Consider the following 19758-nt stretch of genomic DNA (forward strand, 5'->3'; position numbering starts at 1 on the left):
CGCAGTGGCTGGAGCGCCCTCGCAAACACAGCCCGTTTGGGAGCGTGGAAAGTGGCTACGCTGGAGGGAATGGCACGGGATCTGGGTTCGTCACATCATCCGGTCACCGACTGGAGCGATGAGCGGCGCAAAGAAGCGCTTCGATCAACTCGACTGGGCCACAACTGGATTCATTTCGGCGGACTCCGACGTTCCCTGGTCCGCATCGGGTTCGCCCTGGTGGCCGTGATGATCCTGTGTTCACAGTATTGGGCGCACGACGTGGGCCCCGAGCGAGAGCGCCTGGCGACCACCCAGCCGCAGATTCATCACATCTACGACGCCGCAGATCCAGCCAACCGGGACACCGCGGTCGTCGACCTCGTGGGCCTGGGCAACCTCAACGCCAGCAGAACCGCGCGGTCGCTGCCGGCGCTGTCCGGCATCGGACAGGTGTGGGCGGTGCAATATGACAACGACGGTATCGACACCGCGGTCATCAGCCGAATAATCACCACCTACGCGCAATCGCTGGGCATCGACCAGATCGTGCTGATCGGACACAGCATGGGCGGGATCATCGCGCTCGAAGTGGCCACGCACATCGTCGAGAACACCGACGTCAGATTGCGAGCGGTCATACTCGATTGCACACCGATGAATCTGCATGCCGTCCGGGCCCACAGCCGCAGCGCCGGTGAAGACCTGCTCCGCTGGATGGGATGGCTGCCCGGGGCCAGGGAGAGTCGCGGCCTACGACTGTTCGTCGAAACGGCGGCACGAAAGAATCGTTTCGTTTTGACCGACGACGAAGCACACCCGGTGCTCGACCCGGGGGCATTCGTCACCACCATCCGCGGCGTCCTGCGACAGAAGATCTTCAACCCGAACTCCGCCAGCAACGGACTGATCCAATCCCAGTTCCGCACCATCGTCGCCTCCGGCGCCACCGACGATCTCGCCGCGATCGATGACTCCGCGGATGATCGTCCGTTCCCCGCCATCGTGTTCATGCGCCCGGACTTCGGTACCGACGACCCGGTCGTCGACGTCGACTACTCACAGGAGCTTCTGTTCGAGGAGACCGGAGGACCGCAAGGCCGGTTGTTTGTGGTGCGAATGACGAGTACGGGGCATGCCAATCCGATGCAGCAACCGGAGGCGTACAACGCCGCGATCCACGATGAAGTGGCGCCATACCTGCAACAACTCGAGAATGAGGAGAGCGGAACGGCCGCCGCCGGCGCAGCGATTCAGGCCTCGGCACCGCCCCGTTGACCGTCCGGAGCTACGCCGCGGCGTCCGGTGTGCCGAGGCGTGCGTCGATCAACAATCCGATGATGCCCAGCGAGAACAGGCCGGCGCAGAGTGCGATCATCCCCGCGCTGCCGTTCCCGGACAGTGCGTCACCGACGATGACCACGGCGGCGGTTGCGGGCATGACACCGACAACTGTTGCCACCAGGTATGGAACGAATCTGATCGACGACAATGCAGCGATGTAGTTGGTGGCGGTGAACGGAAAGGGCACGATCAACCGGAGCGACCCCACCGCAAGCCAGCCCCGGCGCTCCATCCGCAGTTCGATCGAACGGGCCACCGGAGACCGTAGGTAGGGCTTGATCCGTTCCCGGCCGTAGCGGCGGACGAGGACAAAGGCCACGACAGCGGCGAACGTTGTCGCCAGCATCGATCCGAGGAACCCGGTTGCCGATCCGAACAGCAGTCCCGCGGAAACGCTGAATGCCGACCTCGGTGCCGGGAAGATCGTGATCACGCCATAGCCGAGGAAGAACAGCGCTGTGAACGCGAATCCGAATGAATCAGCCCATTCGCGGAGGCGTTCCACCGACGGAAACGGGATCAGATACGCGGCGATCGCCAGCGCAATCAGCACTGCCGCCACAACGACGGCCCGAACCACCACGGACTGCTGCGTCCGGCCGCGTGAGATCACTGGTCCCAGCGTAACGAGACATGCTCACGCTCAGCCGAATCGACGTCAGGCTTCACCGAATATTCTGCGACAGTTCACTTCACGACGGACTCACGCGACCGCGACCATAGGTTGTTCACCTTGCCAGCTCCACCAAGTATTTCTCTGCGAGCTCCAGCGACCACACCTCCCCTGTCTTCGCTCCGATGTCGAACAGGTTTGCGTCATGGATCGCCGGTACCCGGTCACCGACCGCGTCGGCGACCACGATCGGCACGAACCCGTACTGCATCGTGTCCAGGGCGGAAGCGCGCACACATCCACTGGTCGAGAATCCGGCGATCAGGACCGTATCGACCTTCAACGACGTCAGATATGCGGCCAATGGTGTGCCGAAGTAGGCACTCGGATACTGCTTGGTCAGACGGAGCTCGCCATCCGCGGGTTCGAGCCCATCGACAAACTCACCGAACGGGTTCCCCCGGGTGAAGGCTTCCAGTGCAGGCACCTTGCGTCCGAACACCCCTGCGTCTGCCAGGTCCGGCCGCAGCACCACCTCGGTCACGATCACCGGGATCTCGGCGGCGCGCGCCGCGGCCAGGAGCGAACGCATGGCTTCGACCACGGGCAGCCCGGATGGCCCGACGTAGAGTCCACATTCCCGGTCGACGTAGGCGCGCGCCGGATCGACGATCAACAGTGCCGGCCGAGTCCCCGGCTCCAGCGTTCCGTCGAAACCACCTGTGGCGTAACTGCCTTCGCGGTTGTCTTCCCAAATCATCAGATCAGGATCCGACGCCGACGACGTCCTTGCGACACGCGAGCAGTGGCTGGATCCTGCTCCCGAAGTTCTCGACGCCCGCGACAAAATCGTCGAATACCAACATGATCCCCTTGACGCCCTTGATCGCGGCAACTTCATCGAGCATCCCCGCGCAGGTCTCGTACGAGCCGACGATCGTTCCCATGTTCAGGTTCACCGCACCCTCGGGCAACGAGATCGTCTTGGCCGTCGAACCTTCGGTGGCGGTCTTGTCGGTCTCGGTCTGCTCGACCATGAAGCTCAGCGCATCGACGTCGACGTTCTTGTTGTAATCATCCCACTTCACCTGTGCGGCTTCGTCGGTCTCGTCGGCGATCACCATGAACAATGCCAAGGCGCCCACATCGCGGCCCGACTCCTCCGCCGCCGCCACCATCGCGGACACGGTCGGTTCGAACGCGGACGGGGTGTTGACGCCCGAGCCGAGAACGAAGTTGTAGTCGGCGTGGTCGGCGGCGAACTTCATGCCGCGGGCGGACTGACCGGCAGCAACGATCGGCACCGTCCCGCCCTCAGGTTGCGGCGAGAGCCGGCAGTCGTCCATCTGGTAGAACTCCCCGTCGCGGGTGCTGACGCCGGTGTCTTGAAGATCGCGGATGACCTGGACGTATTCGGTGGCGCGGTCGTATCGGTTGCTGAAGTGATCATCGCCCGGCCACAGGCCCATCTGGGTGTACTCGGCCGGGGCCCAACCCGAGACGATGTTGATTCCGAAGCGTCCCGGCGCAATCGAGTCGATGGTCGATGCCATCCTCGCAACCAGAGCGGGTGGCAGTGCCAGGATGCCTGTCGAAGCGTAGAGCTTGATCTTCTCGGTGACGGCGGCCAGACCTGCCATGAGGGTGAAGGACTCGAGATTGTGGTCCCAGAACTCGGTCTTGCCGCCGAATCCCCGGAACTTGATCATCGACAGCGCGAAGTCGAAACCGACGGCCTCGGCCTTCTGCACGATCTCTTTGTTGAGTGCGAAGCTCGGCTTGTACTGCGGTGCAGCCTCACTGATGAGCCAGCCGTTGTTTCCGATGGGAATGAAGACGCCAAAATCCATGAGAGATCTCCTCGTGTTCCAGTTTCTTTCACGTTTCTGCACCGGAACTGAAGTGAAACGATTCCCCGAAATTTGCCGAGGGCACCCCGACTCAGACTTCGGTGACCTCTACAACGGTGGCCGTTTTGGCACCAGATCGCACCAACGTTGCACCGAGCACGAGCAGAACCGAGATGACGCCGCCGACGAGGAACGCCGCATGTATTCCGTCAGCGTTTGCGATGGTCTCGGAGTTTCCGTCAGCGGACGACGTCTCGATACCGCGCGTCATCAAGGTGACGAACAGTGCCGTACCGGCCGCGCCGGCAACCTGCTGGATCGTGCTGACGGTGGCACTGCCGTGTGAATACAATGCCGGCGGCAGCGAACCCAGCGCCGACGTCATCAAGGGCGTGAGAGCAAACGCTATGCCGGCACTCAAGATCACGTGAGCGATGATGACCCTATACAACTCGGAGTCGGCATTGAGTGTGGCCAGCAACCACGTGCCGGCGCTCATTGCGATCGCGCCGGGCAAAACCAGCGGTCGTGCACCAAATCGATCGAAGAGTGCACCGACAACTGGTCCCAGCAGGCCCATCACCAGACCGCCCGGCAGCAAGACCAGTCCGGTGGTCAGGACACTCTTGTCGAGGACGTTCTGCAAGTACAGCGGCAGCAGGATCAGCGCGCCGAACAGCGTCAGCATCAGCCCGCCCATCAACACCACCGCAAGCCTGAACTGGGGGATCTTGAAGGTCCGCAGATCCAACAGGGCCCGACCACGCTCGACAAGCTTCATCTGCCGGACGACAAACAGGCCCAACGAGAGCACTCCGATCGCCAGCGGAACCCACGGCGGCACCGGTGTGTGCCCGGACGACGACTCGCCGATACTGCTCAGCCCGTACACGATTCCACCGAAGCCCAGGGCCGACAACGGGATCGACACGACGTCCAGATGCGCCGGGTGCCGCTCCGCCACGTCGCGCACGAGGATGCCGCCCAGGATCAGCACGACCGCCGCCACCGGCAACACGATCCAGAACATCGCCCGCCAGCTGAACGACTGGAGAATCAGACCGGACACGGTGGGTCCGATGGCCGGTGCCACCGAGATCACGACGGAGACCAGCCCCATGACGCGGCCGCGTGAATGCTCGGGCACCACGTTCAAGATGGTCGTGATCAGCAGCGGGATCATGATGGCGGTGCCCACGGCCTGGATCACCCGGGCCACCATCAAGACCTCGAAGCCCGGCGCGACGGCAGCCAGAAGCGTGCCCAGGGTGAATGACGACATCGCCGCCACGTACACCCAGCGGATGCTGAACCGCTGCAGGATGAAGCCGGTGGTGGGGATGACGATCGCCATCGTCAGCAAGAAGCCACTTGTCAGCCACTGCGCGGTGGCCGCGGTGATGTCGAGATCTTTCATCAGGGTCGGCAGGGCGACACCCAGGATGGTCTCGTTGAGGATGACCACAAATGTCGCGACCAGCAGCAGCGATATCAGAAGAACACTGCCGGCCGGACTTTCACCACGACGGTCGGCTCTGACGCCGACATCCACACTCTCGGTCACGATCACATCCACTCGGTCGGCCACATAACAACTGTGCGAAGCATAGCCCAAGTGGCAGTCACTGCCAGTTTGGCACCGTATGACGTAGGATCGGCGCCATGCCAACTTCTTCCGCGGGCACCGCACCGGATCTGCGGACCCGGCGCCGCACCGCGACGCGGATAGAAGTGCAGAAGGCAGCACTCGAATTGTTCGAACTACATGGCTTCGACGACACCACGGTCGATGAGATCGCCCGCGCCGCCGGGATCTCCCCACGAACGTATTTCCGGTATTTCGCCACCAAAGAGGAGTCCATCCTCGGCGACACGCATGGGTTCGACGAGGCGCTGCAGGCGAGCCTGAAGGCTGCCTGCGCCACCGAGGAAACTCTGGCAGCGTTTTCGCTGGCCGACATCGAGGAGGCTTTCCGAGGCGCCATCATCGGCTTCCGGCACGATCAGGGCGAGGTCGCCGCAACGGTGCTGCGAATTCGAAAGCTGGTCTGCACCAACCCCGCTCTGTCCAGGGCCGCACTCGGACGCTGCGCCGAGAACACACAGCGCTGGCTGGCCCTGGTCGACGAAAGATGCTCGGCGACAACACGTTCACGAATAAAGATGACCCTCGAGGTCGCACAGCTGGCCATTCACTGTGCCTTTGACGAGTGGGTGAACGCCTGCGAACCGGATCTGCCCGACGCTGATCTGCTGACGATCTATGACGCGGTCTGCACGCGAGTCCGCAATCTCTGAAGTAGTCGGCGGACTGATGTTTTGACGTTCGACCGTGGGGTAATCCGCACCGTATGAGCGAGCACCCACGCCAGAAGATTCCCTATCCTGGTCACACCGCCGACATGATCGACCAGCCACACGACGAGATGGCGTCGTACGTCGGTCGTGGTCTCCTCGAGGGCAAGAAGGCCCTGATCACCGGCGGTGACTCTGGTATCGGTCGTGCGGTTGCGATTGCGTTCGCCAAAGAAGGCGCGGACGTCGCCATCGCCTATCTTTCCGAAACGGCCGACGCCGACCACACCCGGTCCAGAGTCGAAGAGGCCGGCGCTGCGTGCCGCACGTATTCCGGTGACCTCGCCGACCCCGAGCACTGCGTGCAGGTGGTCGAACGCACCGTCGCAGATCTCGGCTCGCTCGACATCGTGGTGAACAACGTTGCGTACCAACAAGTCGTCGACGACTTCGCAGACATCACGTCCGAGCAGTGGCAGCGAACCTTCGACGTGAACATCAACAGTTTCTTCCACGTGACCCGGGCAGCTCTGAAACATCTGCGGCCCGGCTCGTCAATCATCAACACCGGTTCGATCAACGGCTTGCGCGGCAACAAGTCGCTCATCGACTATTCCGCGACCAAGGGTGCGGTGATCGCGTTGACGTACTCGCTCGCGCAGAGTCTTCTCGACCGCGGTATCCGCGTCAATTGCGTTTCCCCCGGACCGGTGTGGACTCCCTTGATTCCGGCAACCATGCCCGCAGACAAGGTGGCCGATTTCGGTGAGCAAGTTCCTTACGGTCGAGCCGCGCAACCCGACGAGATAGCACCTTCGTACGTGTTTTTCGCATCGGAGACGATGTCGTCCTACTACAGCGGCGAGGTACTGGCGCCCATCGGCGGAGAAACACTGCCCGGCTGACAACCACAGGTTCCCAAGAAGCCTGCACAACCGACGAAAGGACCGCATCGATGATCCAGGTCGAACGCAAAACATCCGCGACTCCAGCCCAGGTCTGGTCCGTACTGTCCAACGGTTGGCTATATAGCTCCTGGGTGGTCGGCGCGTCCCGGATCCGCAATGTGGATCAGGAATGGCCGCAGTCGGGATCGAAGATCGAACACTCGGTAGGTCTTTGGCCTGCGCTGATCGACGACAAGACAGAATCTGTCGAATCGTCCGCCGGACTACTTGTACTGTCCGCTCGCGCGCTGCCTGCCGGAACTGCGACGGTTCGGGTGCACGTCGAAAAGGACGGCAACGGATCCTTGGTGACGATGGACGAGACCGCCGAATCTGCACCCATTCGGTGGATTCCGGACAACGTTCAGCGCCTGACTGTCGCGCCACGGCTCGAGGAATGCTTGAAGCGCCTGACCATGATCGCGGAAAATGGCCACAACTGATGCTGTGACGGCCACCGACAACAGCGAGAGGATCTCGGCGCTCGCCGAAGAGCTCTCCGGCGTGGCTACCCGGCATGGCCTCAAGGTCGCGACCGCCGAGTCCCTGACCGCGGGCAACATCGCCGCCGCCCTGGGCCGGGCGCCGGCAGCCGGCGACTGGTTTCTCGGCGGGATCGTTGCCTACCACCGGCGGGTGAAGCACGGCCTCCTCAAGGTTCCGCCCGGTCCCGTCGTCAACAAGACGGCTGCCATCGCCATGGCCGAGTCAACCGCGTATCTGTTGAGAGCTGACCTGACATTGGCAGTCACCGGCGAAGCCGGCCCCGATCCGCAGGAAACAGGTGTCGCCCCGGGAACGGTCTGGTTCGGCATCGTCGAGCCGGGTCTGACAACCGCGACGCAGAAGATCTTCGACGGACCGCCGCCCGCCATCGTTGCCGGAGTCGTCGAACATGCGGTCGAGCTGCTTCTGCGGCACGCGTATTCGGTTGCCGCAATCTGAACCCGGCATAACCGACATCCGGCGGTCAAGCCGTTCGGCCATTGCCTCGGTCAGAGGGTTGCAAACAGTCGTGAACGCTGCAACGATGAGATGAGGTTTAGGACAAGCCGCGTTTTGCGTAGGCAGTCCTTGGTTGCCTGCGCTCCCGACCATGGCAAGGGAGCAATTCTCACCCATGTACGCCTTCACCGCATTTGCAACCACCCCGGATCACACCGCCCCACCGTTCACGACCTCGACCGTCAGGCAGGGGAACATCACCATTCTGTCCGTCTGCGGTGACATTGATCTGCTGACGATCAACCGTCTCCGTGACGCGGTCGATGCTGCATTCAGCGGCGGTACCGCCAATCTGCTCGTCGATCTGACCAAAACCACATTCTTGGCGTCTGCGGGATTGAAGACGCTGGAACAGGCCCGAGCGCGAGCCGATAAGGACGGAGCAATGTTCGCCGTCGCGGCGGCGCGACCCTCCATCACCCGCCCGATCACTGCCCTGCAGCTCGAACAGGTACTCGACCTGCATGACACCGTCGACGAGGTGATCGAGACGTGGAACCGGCCGGACGTCCGGTGGCCCGAGCCGAGCCCACTCGATTCGTGGTGGGTCGAGGTGATGTCCCCGACAACTCCGGACCGCACAGTTTCACTCCTCGGCGACCAGCAGCGATAACCTGCGATACGGGATTGACGTCCGCTGGTGCGGGGTACTTTGGCATCTGTGTCCGAAGCCAATGGAGAACCGTTGCCTGCCCTTCGACGCCCGGACGGTGTCGATGACGACACCGTCGCTGCTGTCGGAAAACTTTCGGAAGCGCTGGAGTGCCTCGAGCGCGCCCGCGGTCATCTGTATTCGTTCCACCAGTTGATGGGTCACACCGACCTGTTGCTCGGTGACGCCACCGACGACCTTCGCGCGGCCGGGCATGGCGAGATCGCCGACTGTCTCGACGAAGATCTGGTCGGCCGCAACGTCATCGAAGGGCGGTGGACATTCCAGATCGTCGAAGAGTTCGACGACACCTACTGGTCGGTGTTCCGCGATCACGAACGACGTGTCCGCGACCAGCTGGAAGGCGGAGTCCGCCATGTCTTCGAGGCGGAGATGAAAGAGCGCCGAAGAACTCACGGACGCCGGCACCACGAATCGGCTCCCGGCGTCTCCGACTGACCATTCAGATGTGGCGTCCGCCGGTGACTTCGGCGACGGTACCGGTCATGTACGACGACATCGATGAGGCGTAGAACAGCGCGACCGAGGCGATTTCCTCTGGTTCGCCGGCCCGTCCCATCGGGATCTCCGCCATCTTCGAATCCCACGCCTTCTGTGGCATGGCCTCGGTCATCGCGGTGCGGATGAGACCCGGCTGAATCACATTGACCCGAACCCCGAGGTGCGCAACCTCTTTCGATGCGGCCTTGGAGAGGCCGACGATTCCGGCCTTGGCCGCCGAATAGTTCGTCTGTCCCATCATCCCGACCTTGCCCGAGATCGACGACATGTTGATGATCGATCCGCCACCGTTCTCGCGCATGATGCCCGACGCCAGCCGGGTTCCGATCCAGCAGCCCTTCAGATGGACCTCGATCACGTCGTCGAACTGCTGCTCGGTCATCTTCCGCATCGTGGCGTCGCGGGTGATTCCGGCGTTGTTGACCATGACATCGAGCGAGCCGAAGGTGTCGGTCGCCGCCGCGAGGAGTGCTGCCACGTCGTCGGCGGACGTGACGTTGCACCGCACCCCGATCGATTCGGTCGGCAGCGACGCGGCAGCCTCCTTGGCCTTGGCCTCGTCGAGATCACCGATCACGATACGGGCGCCGTTCTCGGCGAACGTGCGGGCGATGGCCAGGCCGATACCCTGGGCTGCTCCGGTGATGACGGCGGTGCGATTGGCGAGCATGATGTCCTTTCGATGGGGTGTGATCTTGCGAGACAGCGGCTTTCACCGCACGCCTTCGCGATGGTCATCCAGTGGCTTGTAGTGCGTCACCGCGGGCAATCATGCTCGTGGCTTCGTCGTCGGTGAGACCGGTCTCGACCAGCAGCGAGTGGGTGTGTTGCCCGAGCGCGGGCACATCCCCCATCGGTGCTTCGAAGTCGGTGAATGTGGCCGGCGGTAGGAGTGCCTCGACCTGTGCGTGTTCGGTCCCGATCGTGCGCCACCGGTTGCGGGCGGCCAGTTGCGGGTGATCGATCACCTGATCGAGCCCTTTGATCTGCGCGGCCGGGATGCCCGCGGCCGCGAGCGCGGCGTCGAGGTCGGCGGTGGTGCGCAGGCGGGTACGGGTGCTCACCTCCGCGTCGCAGGCCGCCCGATTCGCGACGCGTGCCACGTTGGTGACAAAGCGCGGATCGTCCGCCAGTTCCGGCGCACCGAACACCTCGGTCACCAACTCCCGCCAGCCGCGATCGGACTGCACCCCGATCAGGATCTGTCCGTCGCTGGTCGGGAATGCATCGTAGGGCGCAATCGAGATGTGACTCAACCCCATTCGTGGCGGAGGGGCGCCCGTGTACATCTGCGAGTACATCGCATGGCCCATCCATTCGACGGTCGATTCGAGCATCGACACATCGACCACCGCGCCTTCACCGGTGGTGGCCCGACGCAGCAATGCCGCGAGAACTGCTTGCGCACAATACATTCCGGATGCGATGTCGGCCGTGGGTATTCCGGTCTTCACCGCGGTTTCCGGCGTACCGGTGACCGAGATGAGACCGGCCTCGGCCTGGATGAGCATGTCGTAGGCCTTCCGCTGCTCCAGCGGACCACCGGCACCGAATCCGGAGAGGTTCACCACCACCAGCTCGGGATGGCCTTCCCGGAGGTCGTCGGCACCGAGCCCGAGTCGCTCCGCCGCCCCGGGTGCCAGATTCTGGACGAAGACGTCGGCCCGGGCGATCAGCCGGCGCACTGCATCGAGGCCGTCGGCGCACTTCAGGTCGACGGCAATCGACTCTTTGCCCCGATTGAGCCAGACGAAGTGTGCGCCCGTGCCTTCGACCAGGTGGTCATAGCTGCGCGCCAGATCTCCGTCCAGCCGTTCGACTTTGATCACGCGGGCACCGAGATCGGCGAGGTTGCGCGTGGCCAGTGGCGCTGCCACCGCCTGCTCGACGGACACCACGGTGAATCCCGCCAGCGGCAAGGTCACGACGACAACCTCTTCTTCTCGGCCCGGATCAGCCCGCCACCGATGACCAGCTTCTGAATCTCGCTGGTTCCCTCGTACAGGCGGAGCAGACGGACGTCCCGATAGATCCGTTCCACCGGCACGTCCCGCATGTATCCGGATCCGCCGTGGATCTGAACGGCCAGATCGGCGACCTTGCCGACCATCTCCGTGCAGAACAACTTTGCCGCCGACGGTGCGATCCGGCGATCGGTCTCGGTCACCCAGGCCCGCGCGGCATCGCGCACCATCGCGCGGCCCGCCATCACGCCGGCGAATTGCTCGGCAAGCATCGCCTGCACCAATTGGAAATCACCGATCGCGGTTCCGCCCTGCGTAGCCGATGCCGCATACGTAACAGACTCGTCGAGCGCCCGCTGGGCCTGGCCGACCGCCAGGGCCGCGATGTGTACCCGTCCACGCGCCAGCGAGGTCATCGCGGCGCGGTATCCGACGTCGGCGTTGCCACCGACCAGTGACTCGGGGCCGACGCGGACGCCGTTGAAACTCACCTCGGCGGTGGTCGCACCCTCTTGCCCCATCTTTGCGTCCTTCGGGCCGACCTCGATCCCGTCCGCCGACGCCGGAACCAGGAAGACAGCGATGCCGTTGCCGGTGTCCGGTGCCGGTGAGATCCGGGCAAAAACCACAAACAGGTTCGCATTCGGCGCATTGGTGATGAATCGCTTGCCGCCATCGATGATCCAGCCGTCACCGTCGACGCGGGCGGTGGTTTTCAGGCCCGCCGGGTTGGAACCCGCGCCGGGTTCGGTGAGCGCGAACGATGCGACAACATCACCAGTAGCGATGCCCGGCAACCACTGTGAGCGTTGCTCGTCGGTTCCGAATCCGACCAGGACCTGACCGGCGATCCCGTTGTTGGTCCCGAACATCGAACGAAGCGCCAACGATGTGTACCCCAGTTCCATCGCGAGTTCGACGTCCTGGATCAGGTTGAGCCCGAGGCCGTCCCACTCCTGGGGAATCGCATAACCGAACAACCCCATCTCGGCGGCCTGGCTTCGCAGGTCGTCGGGAATCGCGTCGGTGTTCATGATCTCGAGCTCGCGCGGCACCACACGTGTCCGCACGAACTGGTTGACCTGCTTGAGGATGTCGGCAAAGACGTCGTCGGGTACGTCCGGGTTGAGCGTGTCCATGACAAACACTATTGCGCCATTATTACGATCAGTCCAATACTCAATACATCCGTCTGTAATACGGTTTTCGCAATAATCGCCACCAGATCACTGCGGCTGCAGGTAGGAGACGATCGCGTTGGTGATCCCACGCCGTGCGAGGTCGAGGTCGGTGTATGTGCCGAGTTGCTTCTCGGACACGATGCCCCGCATCGCACCCGGGATGAATGCCGCGACCTCGGCCACCCGCTGCGGATCGACGTCAAGTCCGGAAAAGGCACGCCGGCAGGTGTCCAGCCAGGCCTGACCCCACGACGCGAACTCCGCGGCGGTACGCGGGTACAGGCGCTCGAGCTCCTCGCGATCACGCGGTAGCGCAGCCCGCAGATTCTCGATCGCCCGCGAATCCCCCACCGTCAGACCCTCGTACATGTTGTCGACGATGGCACCGACCCGCACTTCCAGCGATGCGTCCGCCGGCGCGCTCACCGGCAGATCACCCCGGCGCTCGGCCGTGCGATGCAGCACCGCCGCCCACAGCCCGTCGATGTCGCCGAACTGGTATTTGACCGCGCCCCAGGTCGCGCCGATCTCCTTGGCGATCCGATTCCCGGACACCGCCGCCGGGTCGCCTGTCGCCAACGAACGCAATGCGGTGTCCAACATTGATTCTCGAGTGGCCAGGCCGCGCTTGTTACTGCGCCTGCCCACCACTCCCGGTCCGCTCACCTGGGCAACTCTATCCGTTGCGCGCGCCCTCACCTAGTTTCACCGAACCCTCTGTTCTTTTTTCACAGACCCCACTACGATTCTGCACAGATCGAGTCGGGCGACTGCCGGACGAAGGGATGCCAGATGGCCAGAACTCCCCTGCCGATGAAACCCACCGGCTGGTTTCAGGTGGCGTGGTCCGCCGAGATCGGGGTCGGCGAGGTCCACAAGATGAAGTACTTCGACACCGAGATGGTCGGATGGCGATCCGCCACCGGTGACGTGTCGGTCATGGACGCCTACTGCGAACATCTCGGCGCCCACCTCGGGTACGGCGGACATGTCGAAGGTGATCGCATCGTTTGCCCATTTCACGGTTGGGAGTGGAACAGCGATGGCCGCAACGTCTGCATCCCCTACGAGAAACGCCCGAACAAGGGCCGGCGCATCCGGACTTATCCGGTGGCCGAACTGAACGAATCGATCTTCATCTGGCACGACGTCGATGGCGCCCCGCCGTACTTCGATGTACCGGACGTCCTGGCCGGATTCGACGACAACTGCACCGCCGCCGACTACTACCCCTCCTACCCCGCGGCCACACTGTTTCGCCCGGGCTTGGAGTTGCATCCGCAATACGTCATGGAGAACGGCGTGGACTTCGCGCATTTCAAGTTCGTCCACAAGGTCCCGTTCATGCCGGACATCACCCGGCACGATTTCACCGAACCCACCTCCTACGTCGACTTCACCATCGCCTTCGACGAGAACACCAGGGCCGAAGACGTCAACAGCGGCGTGCAGGCGATCAACGCCGGGCTGGGAGTCGCCGCGACCAAGAGCTGGGGCATGATCGACAACCGCACACTCACCGCGGTGACCCCCGTCGACGACCTCACCTCGGACATCCGATTCAGTGTCTGGATCGGCCGCAAGGCAGGCGATGACCGCACCGAGATACCTTCCGGGGCAAAGTTTCTCGCCGACGCCGTGATCGAGCAGTTCGTCGCCGACATCCACATCTGGTCTCATCAGCGTTACTCCGACCCACCGGCGTTGTCCCGTGGCGAATACGAAGGTTTCACCCAACTGCGGCAGTGGGCGACGCAGTTCTATCCCTCGAAAGGACTCCAGTGAGTACATCCAAGGCCGATCCGATCCGCGTCTTCCAGGTGGCGACGGGCAATGTCGGCACCGAGATGATCAAGCGCATCGGCGAACACCCCGACCTCGAGCTGATCGGATTGCACTGCTACACACCAGAAAAGGTCGGCCGCGACGCCGGCGAGATCGCCGGTCTCGATCCGATCGGTGTGACGGCCACCGGCACCATCGAGGACATCATCAACGCCCGGCCCGATGTACTCACCTTCCACGGGGTGTTTCCGGACGAGGCACTATACGAAAAGGTCCTCGAAGCCGGGATCAACATCGTCACGACCGCCGACTGGATCACCGGGCACCATCGCAACCAGAACCATCCCCACCCGTCGGGGCGGAAGGTGTCCGAGGTCCTGCAGGACGCATGCCTGCGTGGGGGGTCGACGTTCTACGGCACCGGCATGAATCCCGGTCTCAACCAGATTCTCGCGATCGTGCACAGCGCCGACGTATCCGAGATCGAGAACGTCACCGTGATCGAATCGGTCGACGTCTCCTGCCATCACTCGGTCGACACCTGGAAGGAAGTCGGCTACGGCGTATCGGTCGACGACCCGTCCATCCCGGGCTCCCTCGAGAAGTACACCCGGGTATTCGCCGACAGCGTCTATCTCATGGCCGACTGTTTCGATCTCGAACTCGACGAGGTGACTTTTTCCTACGAGCTCGGCGCCTGTACCAAGGATGTCGATCTCGGCTGGTATCAGCTACCCAAAGGTTCGTTGGGCGCCAACTACATCAAGTATCAGGGCCTGGTCGACGGGATACCACGTATCGAATCGCATCTCGAATGGCAGATGACCCCTTTCACCAGCCCCTCCTGGGATATCAAGGGCTGCTACATCACCCAGATCTCCGGCGACCCGAACATCTACAGCAAGCACATGATCTTCCCGAAACCAGGTGTGAAACTCGATAATCCGGAAGACTTCGCCTCAATCGGCATGACTGTCACCGGACTTCCGGCCCTCAACGCGATCCGGAGTGTTGTCGAAGCACGACCGGGCATCCTCACGAGCGCCGATCTGCCGCTCCGAGGATTCGCGGGTCGATTCAAGGTCTAGACAGGCTGGCCGATGGTCTTCATCTCGAGATACTCCTTGAAGCCGAAGTCGCCGTTGCGCCTGCCGAGTCCGCTCTGTTTGGTTCCGCCGAACGGGCTGGTGATACCGAAGAACGACTTGCTGTTGACGGTGACGCTGCCGGTCCGCAGCCGCTGCGCAATCCGCAACGCCCGGTCGTTGTCGGCGCTGCTGACCTCCCCGGACAATCCGTAGATCGAATTGTTGGCGATGGCGATGGCGTCCTCGTCGGTGTCGTATGGGATCACGCAGAGGACCGGGCCGAAGATCTCCTCTTGTGCCACCTGGGAATCGGGATCGACGTCGGCGAGCAACGTCGGCTGGACGTAATAGCCGGTCGGCAGATTTTCCGGAGTACCACCGCCGATGATCACCCGGGCACCGGAGTCGATGCCCGACCGGATCAGGCCGAGGACCTTGTTGCGCTGAGTCTCGCTGATCTGTGGTCCCTGCATGATGCCCTCTTGCCAGGGGTCACCCATCGGAATGTTCTCCATGGTGGCCGCAAGAATCGCCAAACCCTCTTCATAGCGACTACGCGGCAGCAGGATTCGGCTGGGCAGGATGCAGCTCTGTCCCGACATCGCACAGGCCATCATCGCGGCCATGGGCAGGCACGCGGTGAAATCGGCGTCATCGCAGACGATGTGGGCAGACTTGCCACCGAGTTCCATCAGCGCCTTCTTCACCGTCGGGGCACCGGCCGCGAGGATTGCCCGGCCGGTGGCGGTGGACCCGGTGAACGTGATCATGTCGACCCGCGGATCAGCCGACAACGCTGCGCCCACCTCGTTGGCGTTCGAGACGACAACGTTGAACACCCCGGCCGGGATGTCGGTTTCCTCGGCCACGATTCTGCCGAGTTCAGTGCCGGACCAGGGTGTCCACTGAGCGGGCTTGAGTACAACGGTGTTCCCGGCCATCAGTGGCGCCACCGTCTCGGCGATGTTCAGGTAGAACGGCACGTTCCAGGGCGTGATCGCTCCGACGACCCCCACCGGGTCGTAGTGGATCAGGTGCCGCGCCTGCCCCATCACCGTCTCGTGAACGCCGGTGTCCTCGAGATAGTTGAACGCGCGACCGTACTCCGCCCAGTGCTTGACCTCTTCGATCGGGGAATCGACCTGACTGCCGGTCATGCTGACCGGACAACCCACCTCGGTCACCACGATCCGGCGAATCCGTTCCTTGTTTCGGACGAGTGCCTCGTACAACTGCGTGAGGCAGTGGTACCGGAACTCGACATTGTGGGACCAGTCGGTCTCGTCGAAGGCCCGACGGGCAGCACCCACCGCGCGTTCCATGTCGGCGACGGTGCCGTCGGTCGCCTGGCCCACCACCTGCTCCGAACCCGGATGTACGACGTCGAAGAGCGCGCCGCTTGCGGTGTGTTGCAACTCCCCGTCGATCAGCATGCGTTGATCGCCGGCCAGCAGCCCGGTCTCGACCTGAACGTCAGTCATCGTTATCTCCTTGCAGCAGAACATGTCCGGGGATCATAGAACGCAGAACACGCGGTCGCGCCGCGGGCAACGGTACCCCGATCACCACCGCGCAGGTGCCGGAATGTCCAATTTCAGGGGCCGTTCGTACGACAGGTCGCTTCTATCACGGGTGCCAACGAGATAACCCTTCTCGGTGAAGAACGACGACTTGAGTACGCGCGCGTCACCCAGGAACATCGCTTCCACGGTCGACCGTCGAATCGCGATGCGCCACTGCCCCTCTCGACGCTCGAGCCGATCGAGGTAGCGACCACTGATGAACTGCGCGGTGGTGCCGTCAGTGCCGATCAGGACCACGAGCACGTAACTCTCGGCATGGGCGGTATCACCATCGATGTCGCACGAGTGGGTGGTGATGTTGTGGGTGTGCACCAGCGACGTCTCAGCGTGAACCCGGTTGGCCCACTCCCCGTATTCCGGGCCCGCATTGGACGCGTACCCGTGCTCATCAACAGCATCGTCGTGATACGCCGCGGTGATGAGGTCGATGTCGTGGCGATCGCATCCGCGCGCATGCCTCGCCACACAGTCCAGGATCTCGGTGCGGTCCTTGAGGTAGCGAACATCTGCCTGCAACTGTTCCAGAGTCGATTCGAGCGTCAAGAGTTTCTCCATTTCGCGCTTTCCTGTTCGGTGCGGATCGGCGACCGTCACATGGCTCATTCGGCTGCGACCGACCCGACACTCACCATACGGTTGTACAGCGCGGACGAGGTGCGAAAATGGCGGGACTCTCGAGAAGACAGGTTGTGAACATGCCACCAACGGCCCGGCGCGTAGGCGCCGAAACGTCGAAGACCAGGGACACCATCCTCGACACCGTCGAGAAGATCATGGTCTCCGACGGCTATCCGAGCGTCACCTATCGGGTGGTCGCCGCCAAGGCCGGCGTCACACCGAGCCTCGTCCAGTACTACTTCCCCACCCTCGACGACATCTTCCTCGCGACCATCCGTCGACGCACCGCGGAAAACGAGCAACGCCTACGCGAAGCACTACAGGCACGGCCGGAAGAACCGCTGCACGTCATGTGGGAGTTCAGCTGGGCCGAGGCACAGGGCGCCCTCGTCACCGAGTTCATGGCACTGGGCAACCACCGACCCGCCATCGGAGCCGAGATCGCGCAGGTCACCGCACGGATTCGGCAGATCCAACTCGACGTCCTGACCGAGCGGTCGGCCACCACAGGCAACGCCGAGTTCCCCCTTGATGCCGGCGGATTGGTGGTCCTGATCTCCGGTATCCCCAAGCTGCTCAATCTGGAAAAGGGAGCCGGGATCACGGCTTCCCACAAAGATGTCGTCGCGTCGTTCGAGACGTTCATCAATTCGATTGAACCGGCCAAATCCACTCGTCGCCGAAAGAGCGCCACCCGCGGCAGAAGCTGACCCGTCAGACCCCCGCCGGGCACGCAGCTCCATAGTGCGCGGCTGGGATTCGATGCCGGCGATCATCGGCTGACGCATTTCCGTACCGCGGCGTGCGCCACCGTGCTATACACATTCCTAGCTGTACGTATGTACAGCACTTCGAGGAGCCTCTATGAAACCAGGCGGGCACCAGACCAGTTGCCACTCAATGAAAGGAGACACCGTATGAGTGTTGATCAAGGCAGCGACAGCGACCGGAAGATGCCCCGCTACCACTTCGATCGCCACACCGCGGAATACCGCGAGCGGTTCACCGATATCACCGAGGAGATGCAAAGCAAGTGCCCCCTCGCGTGGTCCGATACCTACAACGGGCACTGGGTCGCGGCCGACAACCGCGCTGTATTCGAACTCGCCCGCAGCGCTGACGTATCTGCCGACCACGACGTCAACGGTGAACGTCGCGGCTACCAAGGCATTTCGATACCCAAGATGATGGAGGTCAGCATCCGCGGCGGCTTGCTGGAAATGGACGATCCTGAGCACAAGATCTATCGCGGCGCACTCAATCCCTACCTGTCGCCCGCCGCCATCAAGCGGTGGGAGCCGTTCATCGACGATGTGGTGCGCGCTTGCCTCGATGAGAAGATCGAGACCGGCCACATCGACTTCGTCGACGATCTGGCCAACATCGTCCCCGCCGTGGTCACACTCGCAATGCTGGGTATTCCGTTGCAGAAGTGGGAAATGTACAACGAACCGGCGCACGCCTCGGTGTACACGGCACCCGATTCACCGGACGCGCCGCGTGTGCTGGAGCTGTACATGGCCATGGGCATGGATCTTTTTGCAAACCTTGCCGAGATTCGGGACAAGCCCCGCCCCGGGATCATCAACGCGTTGGCAGGGTTGAGCGTCAATGGCGAACCCGCCCCCGACATGGAACTGCTCGGGATGTTGAACTTGCTTATCGGAGGCGGCTTCGACACCACCACGGCGCTGACAGCCCATGCCCTGGAATGGCTCTCGGAAAATCCCGACGAGCGTGAGGTGCTCAGTCGCGACCGCGATGATCTACTCGACCCGGCAACCGAAGAGTTCTTACGCTTCTACACCCCGGCGCCCGGCGACGGGCGGACCATCGCCGCAGATCTGGAACTCGATGGCAAGCAACTCAAGGAAGGCGACCGGCTCTGGTTGTCCTGGGCGATGGCCAACCGCGATCCGGAGATCTTCCACGATCCGAATGACATCGTCCTGGACCGCACCGGCAATCGACATTTCAGCTTCGGGATCGGCATGCACCGGTGTATCGGTTCCAACCTTGCTCGCACAGTGTTCAAATCGATGCTGTGCGCGGTGCTCGATCGAATGCCTGATTATCGCTGCGTGCCCGAAAATACCGTCCACTACGAGACCATCGGAGTCATCCAGGGGATGCGCTACTTACCGGCCACATTCACTCCTGGCCCACGAGTCGGCGCAGGTCTGGACGAGACGCTGGAGAATCTGCAACGGATCTGCGTCGAACAAGAGCTCGCCCGACCGGTGACCGAACGCAAAGAGCAGGCCCGTATCCACGTCTGACAATTCGGACGATTCGCCCACAACAATCATCAATCACAATACGCTTGTACAGT

The 19758-nt window shown here is 62.8% G+C and carries 21 protein-coding genes; 11 read left to right on the forward strand and 10 right to left on the reverse strand.

The features are described 5' to 3' along the window. The first annotated feature begins 69 nt into the window (after nucleotides 1–69). The gene (locus H290_RS0101020; RefSeq protein ID WP_020104892.1) at nucleotides 70–1257 is read left to right on the forward strand and encodes an alpha/beta fold hydrolase; all 1188 of its coding nucleotides are present in this window, start codon (nucleotides 70–72) and stop codon (nucleotides 1255–1257) included. Nucleotides 1258–1267: 10 nt separating this feature from the next. Here H290_RS0101020 and H290_RS0101025 read toward each other — a convergent pair whose 3' ends face one another. The 4 genes from H290_RS0101025 to H290_RS0101040 all read right to left on the reverse strand — a co-directional run bounded on the left by H290_RS0101025 (nucleotide 1268) and on the right by H290_RS0101040 (nucleotide 5338). Then, nucleotides 1268–1936 (reverse strand): TVP38/TMEM64 family protein, encoded by a 669-nt coding sequence (locus tag H290_RS0101025; protein ID WP_020104893.1) that lies wholly within the window; start codon nucleotides 1934–1936, stop codon nucleotides 1268–1270. 115 nt (nucleotides 1937–2051) lie between these two features. Further along, nucleotides 2052–2696 carry an isochorismatase family protein gene (locus H290_RS0101030; RefSeq protein ID WP_020104894.1) on the reverse strand — a complete coding sequence of 215 codons (645 nt, stop codon included), beginning with the start codon at nucleotides 2694–2696 and terminating at the stop codon, nucleotides 2052–2054. Between the two features lie 4 nt (nucleotides 2697–2700). Continuing rightward, nucleotides 2701–3786, reverse strand: a complete 1086-nt coding sequence (gene rutA / locus H290_RS0101035) for a pyrimidine utilization protein A (RefSeq protein WP_020104895.1) — start codon at nucleotides 3784–3786, stop codon at nucleotides 2701–2703. Between the two features lie 91 nt (nucleotides 3787–3877). Beyond that, on the reverse strand, nucleotides 3878–5338 hold the full coding sequence (locus H290_RS0101040; protein ID WP_231373494.1) for an MDR family MFS transporter: 1461 nt from the start codon (nucleotides 5336–5338) through the stop codon (nucleotides 3878–3880). A 110-nt stretch (nucleotides 5339–5448) separates the two neighbouring features. Between H290_RS0101040 and H290_RS0101045 the strand changes: the two genes are divergently transcribed. The 6 genes from H290_RS0101045 (at nucleotide 5449) to H290_RS0101075 (ending at nucleotide 9144) form a co-directional block, all read left to right on the forward strand. Then, on the forward strand, nucleotides 5449–6084 hold the full coding sequence (locus H290_RS0101045; RefSeq protein WP_020104897.1) for a TetR family transcriptional regulator: 636 nt from the start codon (nucleotides 5449–5451) through the stop codon (nucleotides 6082–6084). Between the two features lie 53 nt (nucleotides 6085–6137). Beyond that, entirely contained in the window at nucleotides 6138–6986 is an 849-nt protein-coding gene (locus tag H290_RS27455; protein ID WP_020104898.1) for an SDR family oxidoreductase, read from the forward strand. A gap of 50 nt (nucleotides 6987–7036) precedes the next feature. Beyond that, nucleotides 7037–7471: an SRPBCC family protein gene (locus H290_RS0101060; RefSeq protein ID WP_020104899.1), complete on the forward strand. Its 435-nt coding sequence runs from the start codon at nucleotides 7037–7039 to the stop codon at nucleotides 7469–7471. After that, entirely contained in the window at nucleotides 7458–7973 is a 516-nt protein-coding gene (locus H290_RS0101065) for a CinA family protein (protein ID WP_036517650.1), read from the forward strand. Before H290_RS0101060 ends, H290_RS0101065 begins: the two co-directional genes overlap by 14 nt. A 151-nt stretch (nucleotides 7974–8124) precedes the next feature. After that, on the forward strand, nucleotides 8125–8646 hold the full coding sequence (locus H290_RS30015) for an STAS domain-containing protein (RefSeq protein WP_081631450.1): 522 nt from the start codon (nucleotides 8125–8127) through the stop codon (nucleotides 8644–8646). 48 nt (nucleotides 8647–8694) lie between these two features. Then, complete coding sequence (locus H290_RS0101075; protein ID WP_020104902.1) at nucleotides 8695–9144, forward strand: hypothetical protein; 450 nt, start codon at nucleotides 8695–8697, stop codon at nucleotides 9142–9144. 4 nt (nucleotides 9145–9148) lie between these two features. Here H290_RS0101075 and fabG read toward each other — a convergent pair whose 3' ends face one another. The 4 genes from fabG to H290_RS0101095 form a co-directional block, all read right to left on the reverse strand. Continuing rightward, a complete protein-coding gene (gene fabG, locus H290_RS0101080) occupies nucleotides 9149–9877 on the reverse strand; it encodes a 3-oxoacyl-ACP reductase FabG (protein WP_020104903.1) in 729 nt (242 codons plus the stop codon). A 64-nt stretch (nucleotides 9878–9941) separates the two neighbouring features. Beyond that, nucleotides 9942–11132, reverse strand: coding sequence for a CaiB/BaiF CoA-transferase family protein (locus tag H290_RS0101085; RefSeq protein ID WP_020104904.1), 1191 nt, complete (start codon nucleotides 11130–11132; stop codon nucleotides 9942–9944). Further along, on the reverse strand, nucleotides 11129–12310 hold the full coding sequence (locus H290_RS0101090; protein WP_020104905.1) for an acyl-CoA dehydrogenase family protein: 1182 nt from the start codon (nucleotides 12308–12310) through the stop codon (nucleotides 11129–11131). Before H290_RS0101090 ends, H290_RS0101085 begins: the two co-directional genes overlap by 4 nt. An 87-nt stretch (nucleotides 12311–12397) precedes the next feature. Further along, nucleotides 12398–12955 carry a TetR/AcrR family transcriptional regulator gene (locus tag H290_RS0101095; protein ID WP_020104906.1) on the reverse strand — a complete coding sequence of 186 codons (558 nt, stop codon included), beginning with the start codon at nucleotides 12953–12955 and terminating at the stop codon, nucleotides 12398–12400. Between the two features lie 189 nt (nucleotides 12956–13144). Here H290_RS0101095 and H290_RS27465 point away from each other — a divergent pair, with 189 nt between their 5' ends. Next, nucleotides 13145–14137, forward strand: a complete 993-nt coding sequence (locus tag H290_RS27465; protein WP_020104907.1) for a Rieske 2Fe-2S domain-containing protein — start codon at nucleotides 13145–13147, stop codon at nucleotides 14135–14137. Nucleotides 14138–14199: 62 nt separating this feature from the next. Next, on the forward strand, nucleotides 14200–15225 hold the full coding sequence (locus H290_RS0101105; protein ID WP_051121852.1) for a dihydrodipicolinate reductase: 1026 nt from the start codon (nucleotides 14200–14202) through the stop codon (nucleotides 15223–15225). On the opposite strand, the gene H290_RS0101110 is transcribed toward H290_RS0101105, so the two are convergent. Together H290_RS0101110 and H290_RS0101115 are read right to left on the reverse strand one after the other, a co-directional pair. Next, entirely contained in the window at nucleotides 15222–16706 is a 1485-nt protein-coding gene (locus H290_RS0101110) for an aldehyde dehydrogenase family protein (protein WP_020104909.1), read from the reverse strand. The two genes, H290_RS0101105 and H290_RS0101110, sit on opposite strands and share 4 nt — an antisense overlap. Before the next feature lie 81 nt (nucleotides 16707–16787). Then, entirely contained in the window at nucleotides 16788–17363 is a 576-nt protein-coding gene (locus tag H290_RS0101115) for a nuclear transport factor 2 family protein (protein ID WP_036517779.1), read from the reverse strand. Nucleotides 17364–17503: 140 nt separating this feature from the next. Here H290_RS0101115 and H290_RS0101120 point away from each other — a divergent pair, with 140 nt between their 5' ends. Together H290_RS0101120 and H290_RS0101125 are read left to right on the forward strand one after the other, a co-directional pair. Continuing rightward, nucleotides 17504–18136 carry a TetR/AcrR family transcriptional regulator gene (locus tag H290_RS0101120; RefSeq protein WP_028462622.1) on the forward strand — a complete coding sequence of 211 codons (633 nt, stop codon included), beginning with the start codon at nucleotides 17504–17506 and terminating at the stop codon, nucleotides 18134–18136. Nucleotides 18137–18343: 207 nt separating this feature from the next. After that, nucleotides 18344–19705, forward strand: coding sequence for a cytochrome P450 (locus H290_RS0101125; protein WP_020104912.1), 1362 nt, complete (start codon nucleotides 18344–18346; stop codon nucleotides 19703–19705). The last annotated feature ends 53 nt before the right edge of the window (nucleotides 19706–19758 follow it).

Origin of the sequence: Nocardia sp. 348MFTsu5.1 (assembly GCF_000383535.1) — a bacterium.
Taxonomy (GTDB): Bacteria; Actinomycetota; Actinomycetes; order Mycobacteriales; family Mycobacteriaceae; genus Williamsia; species Williamsia faeni.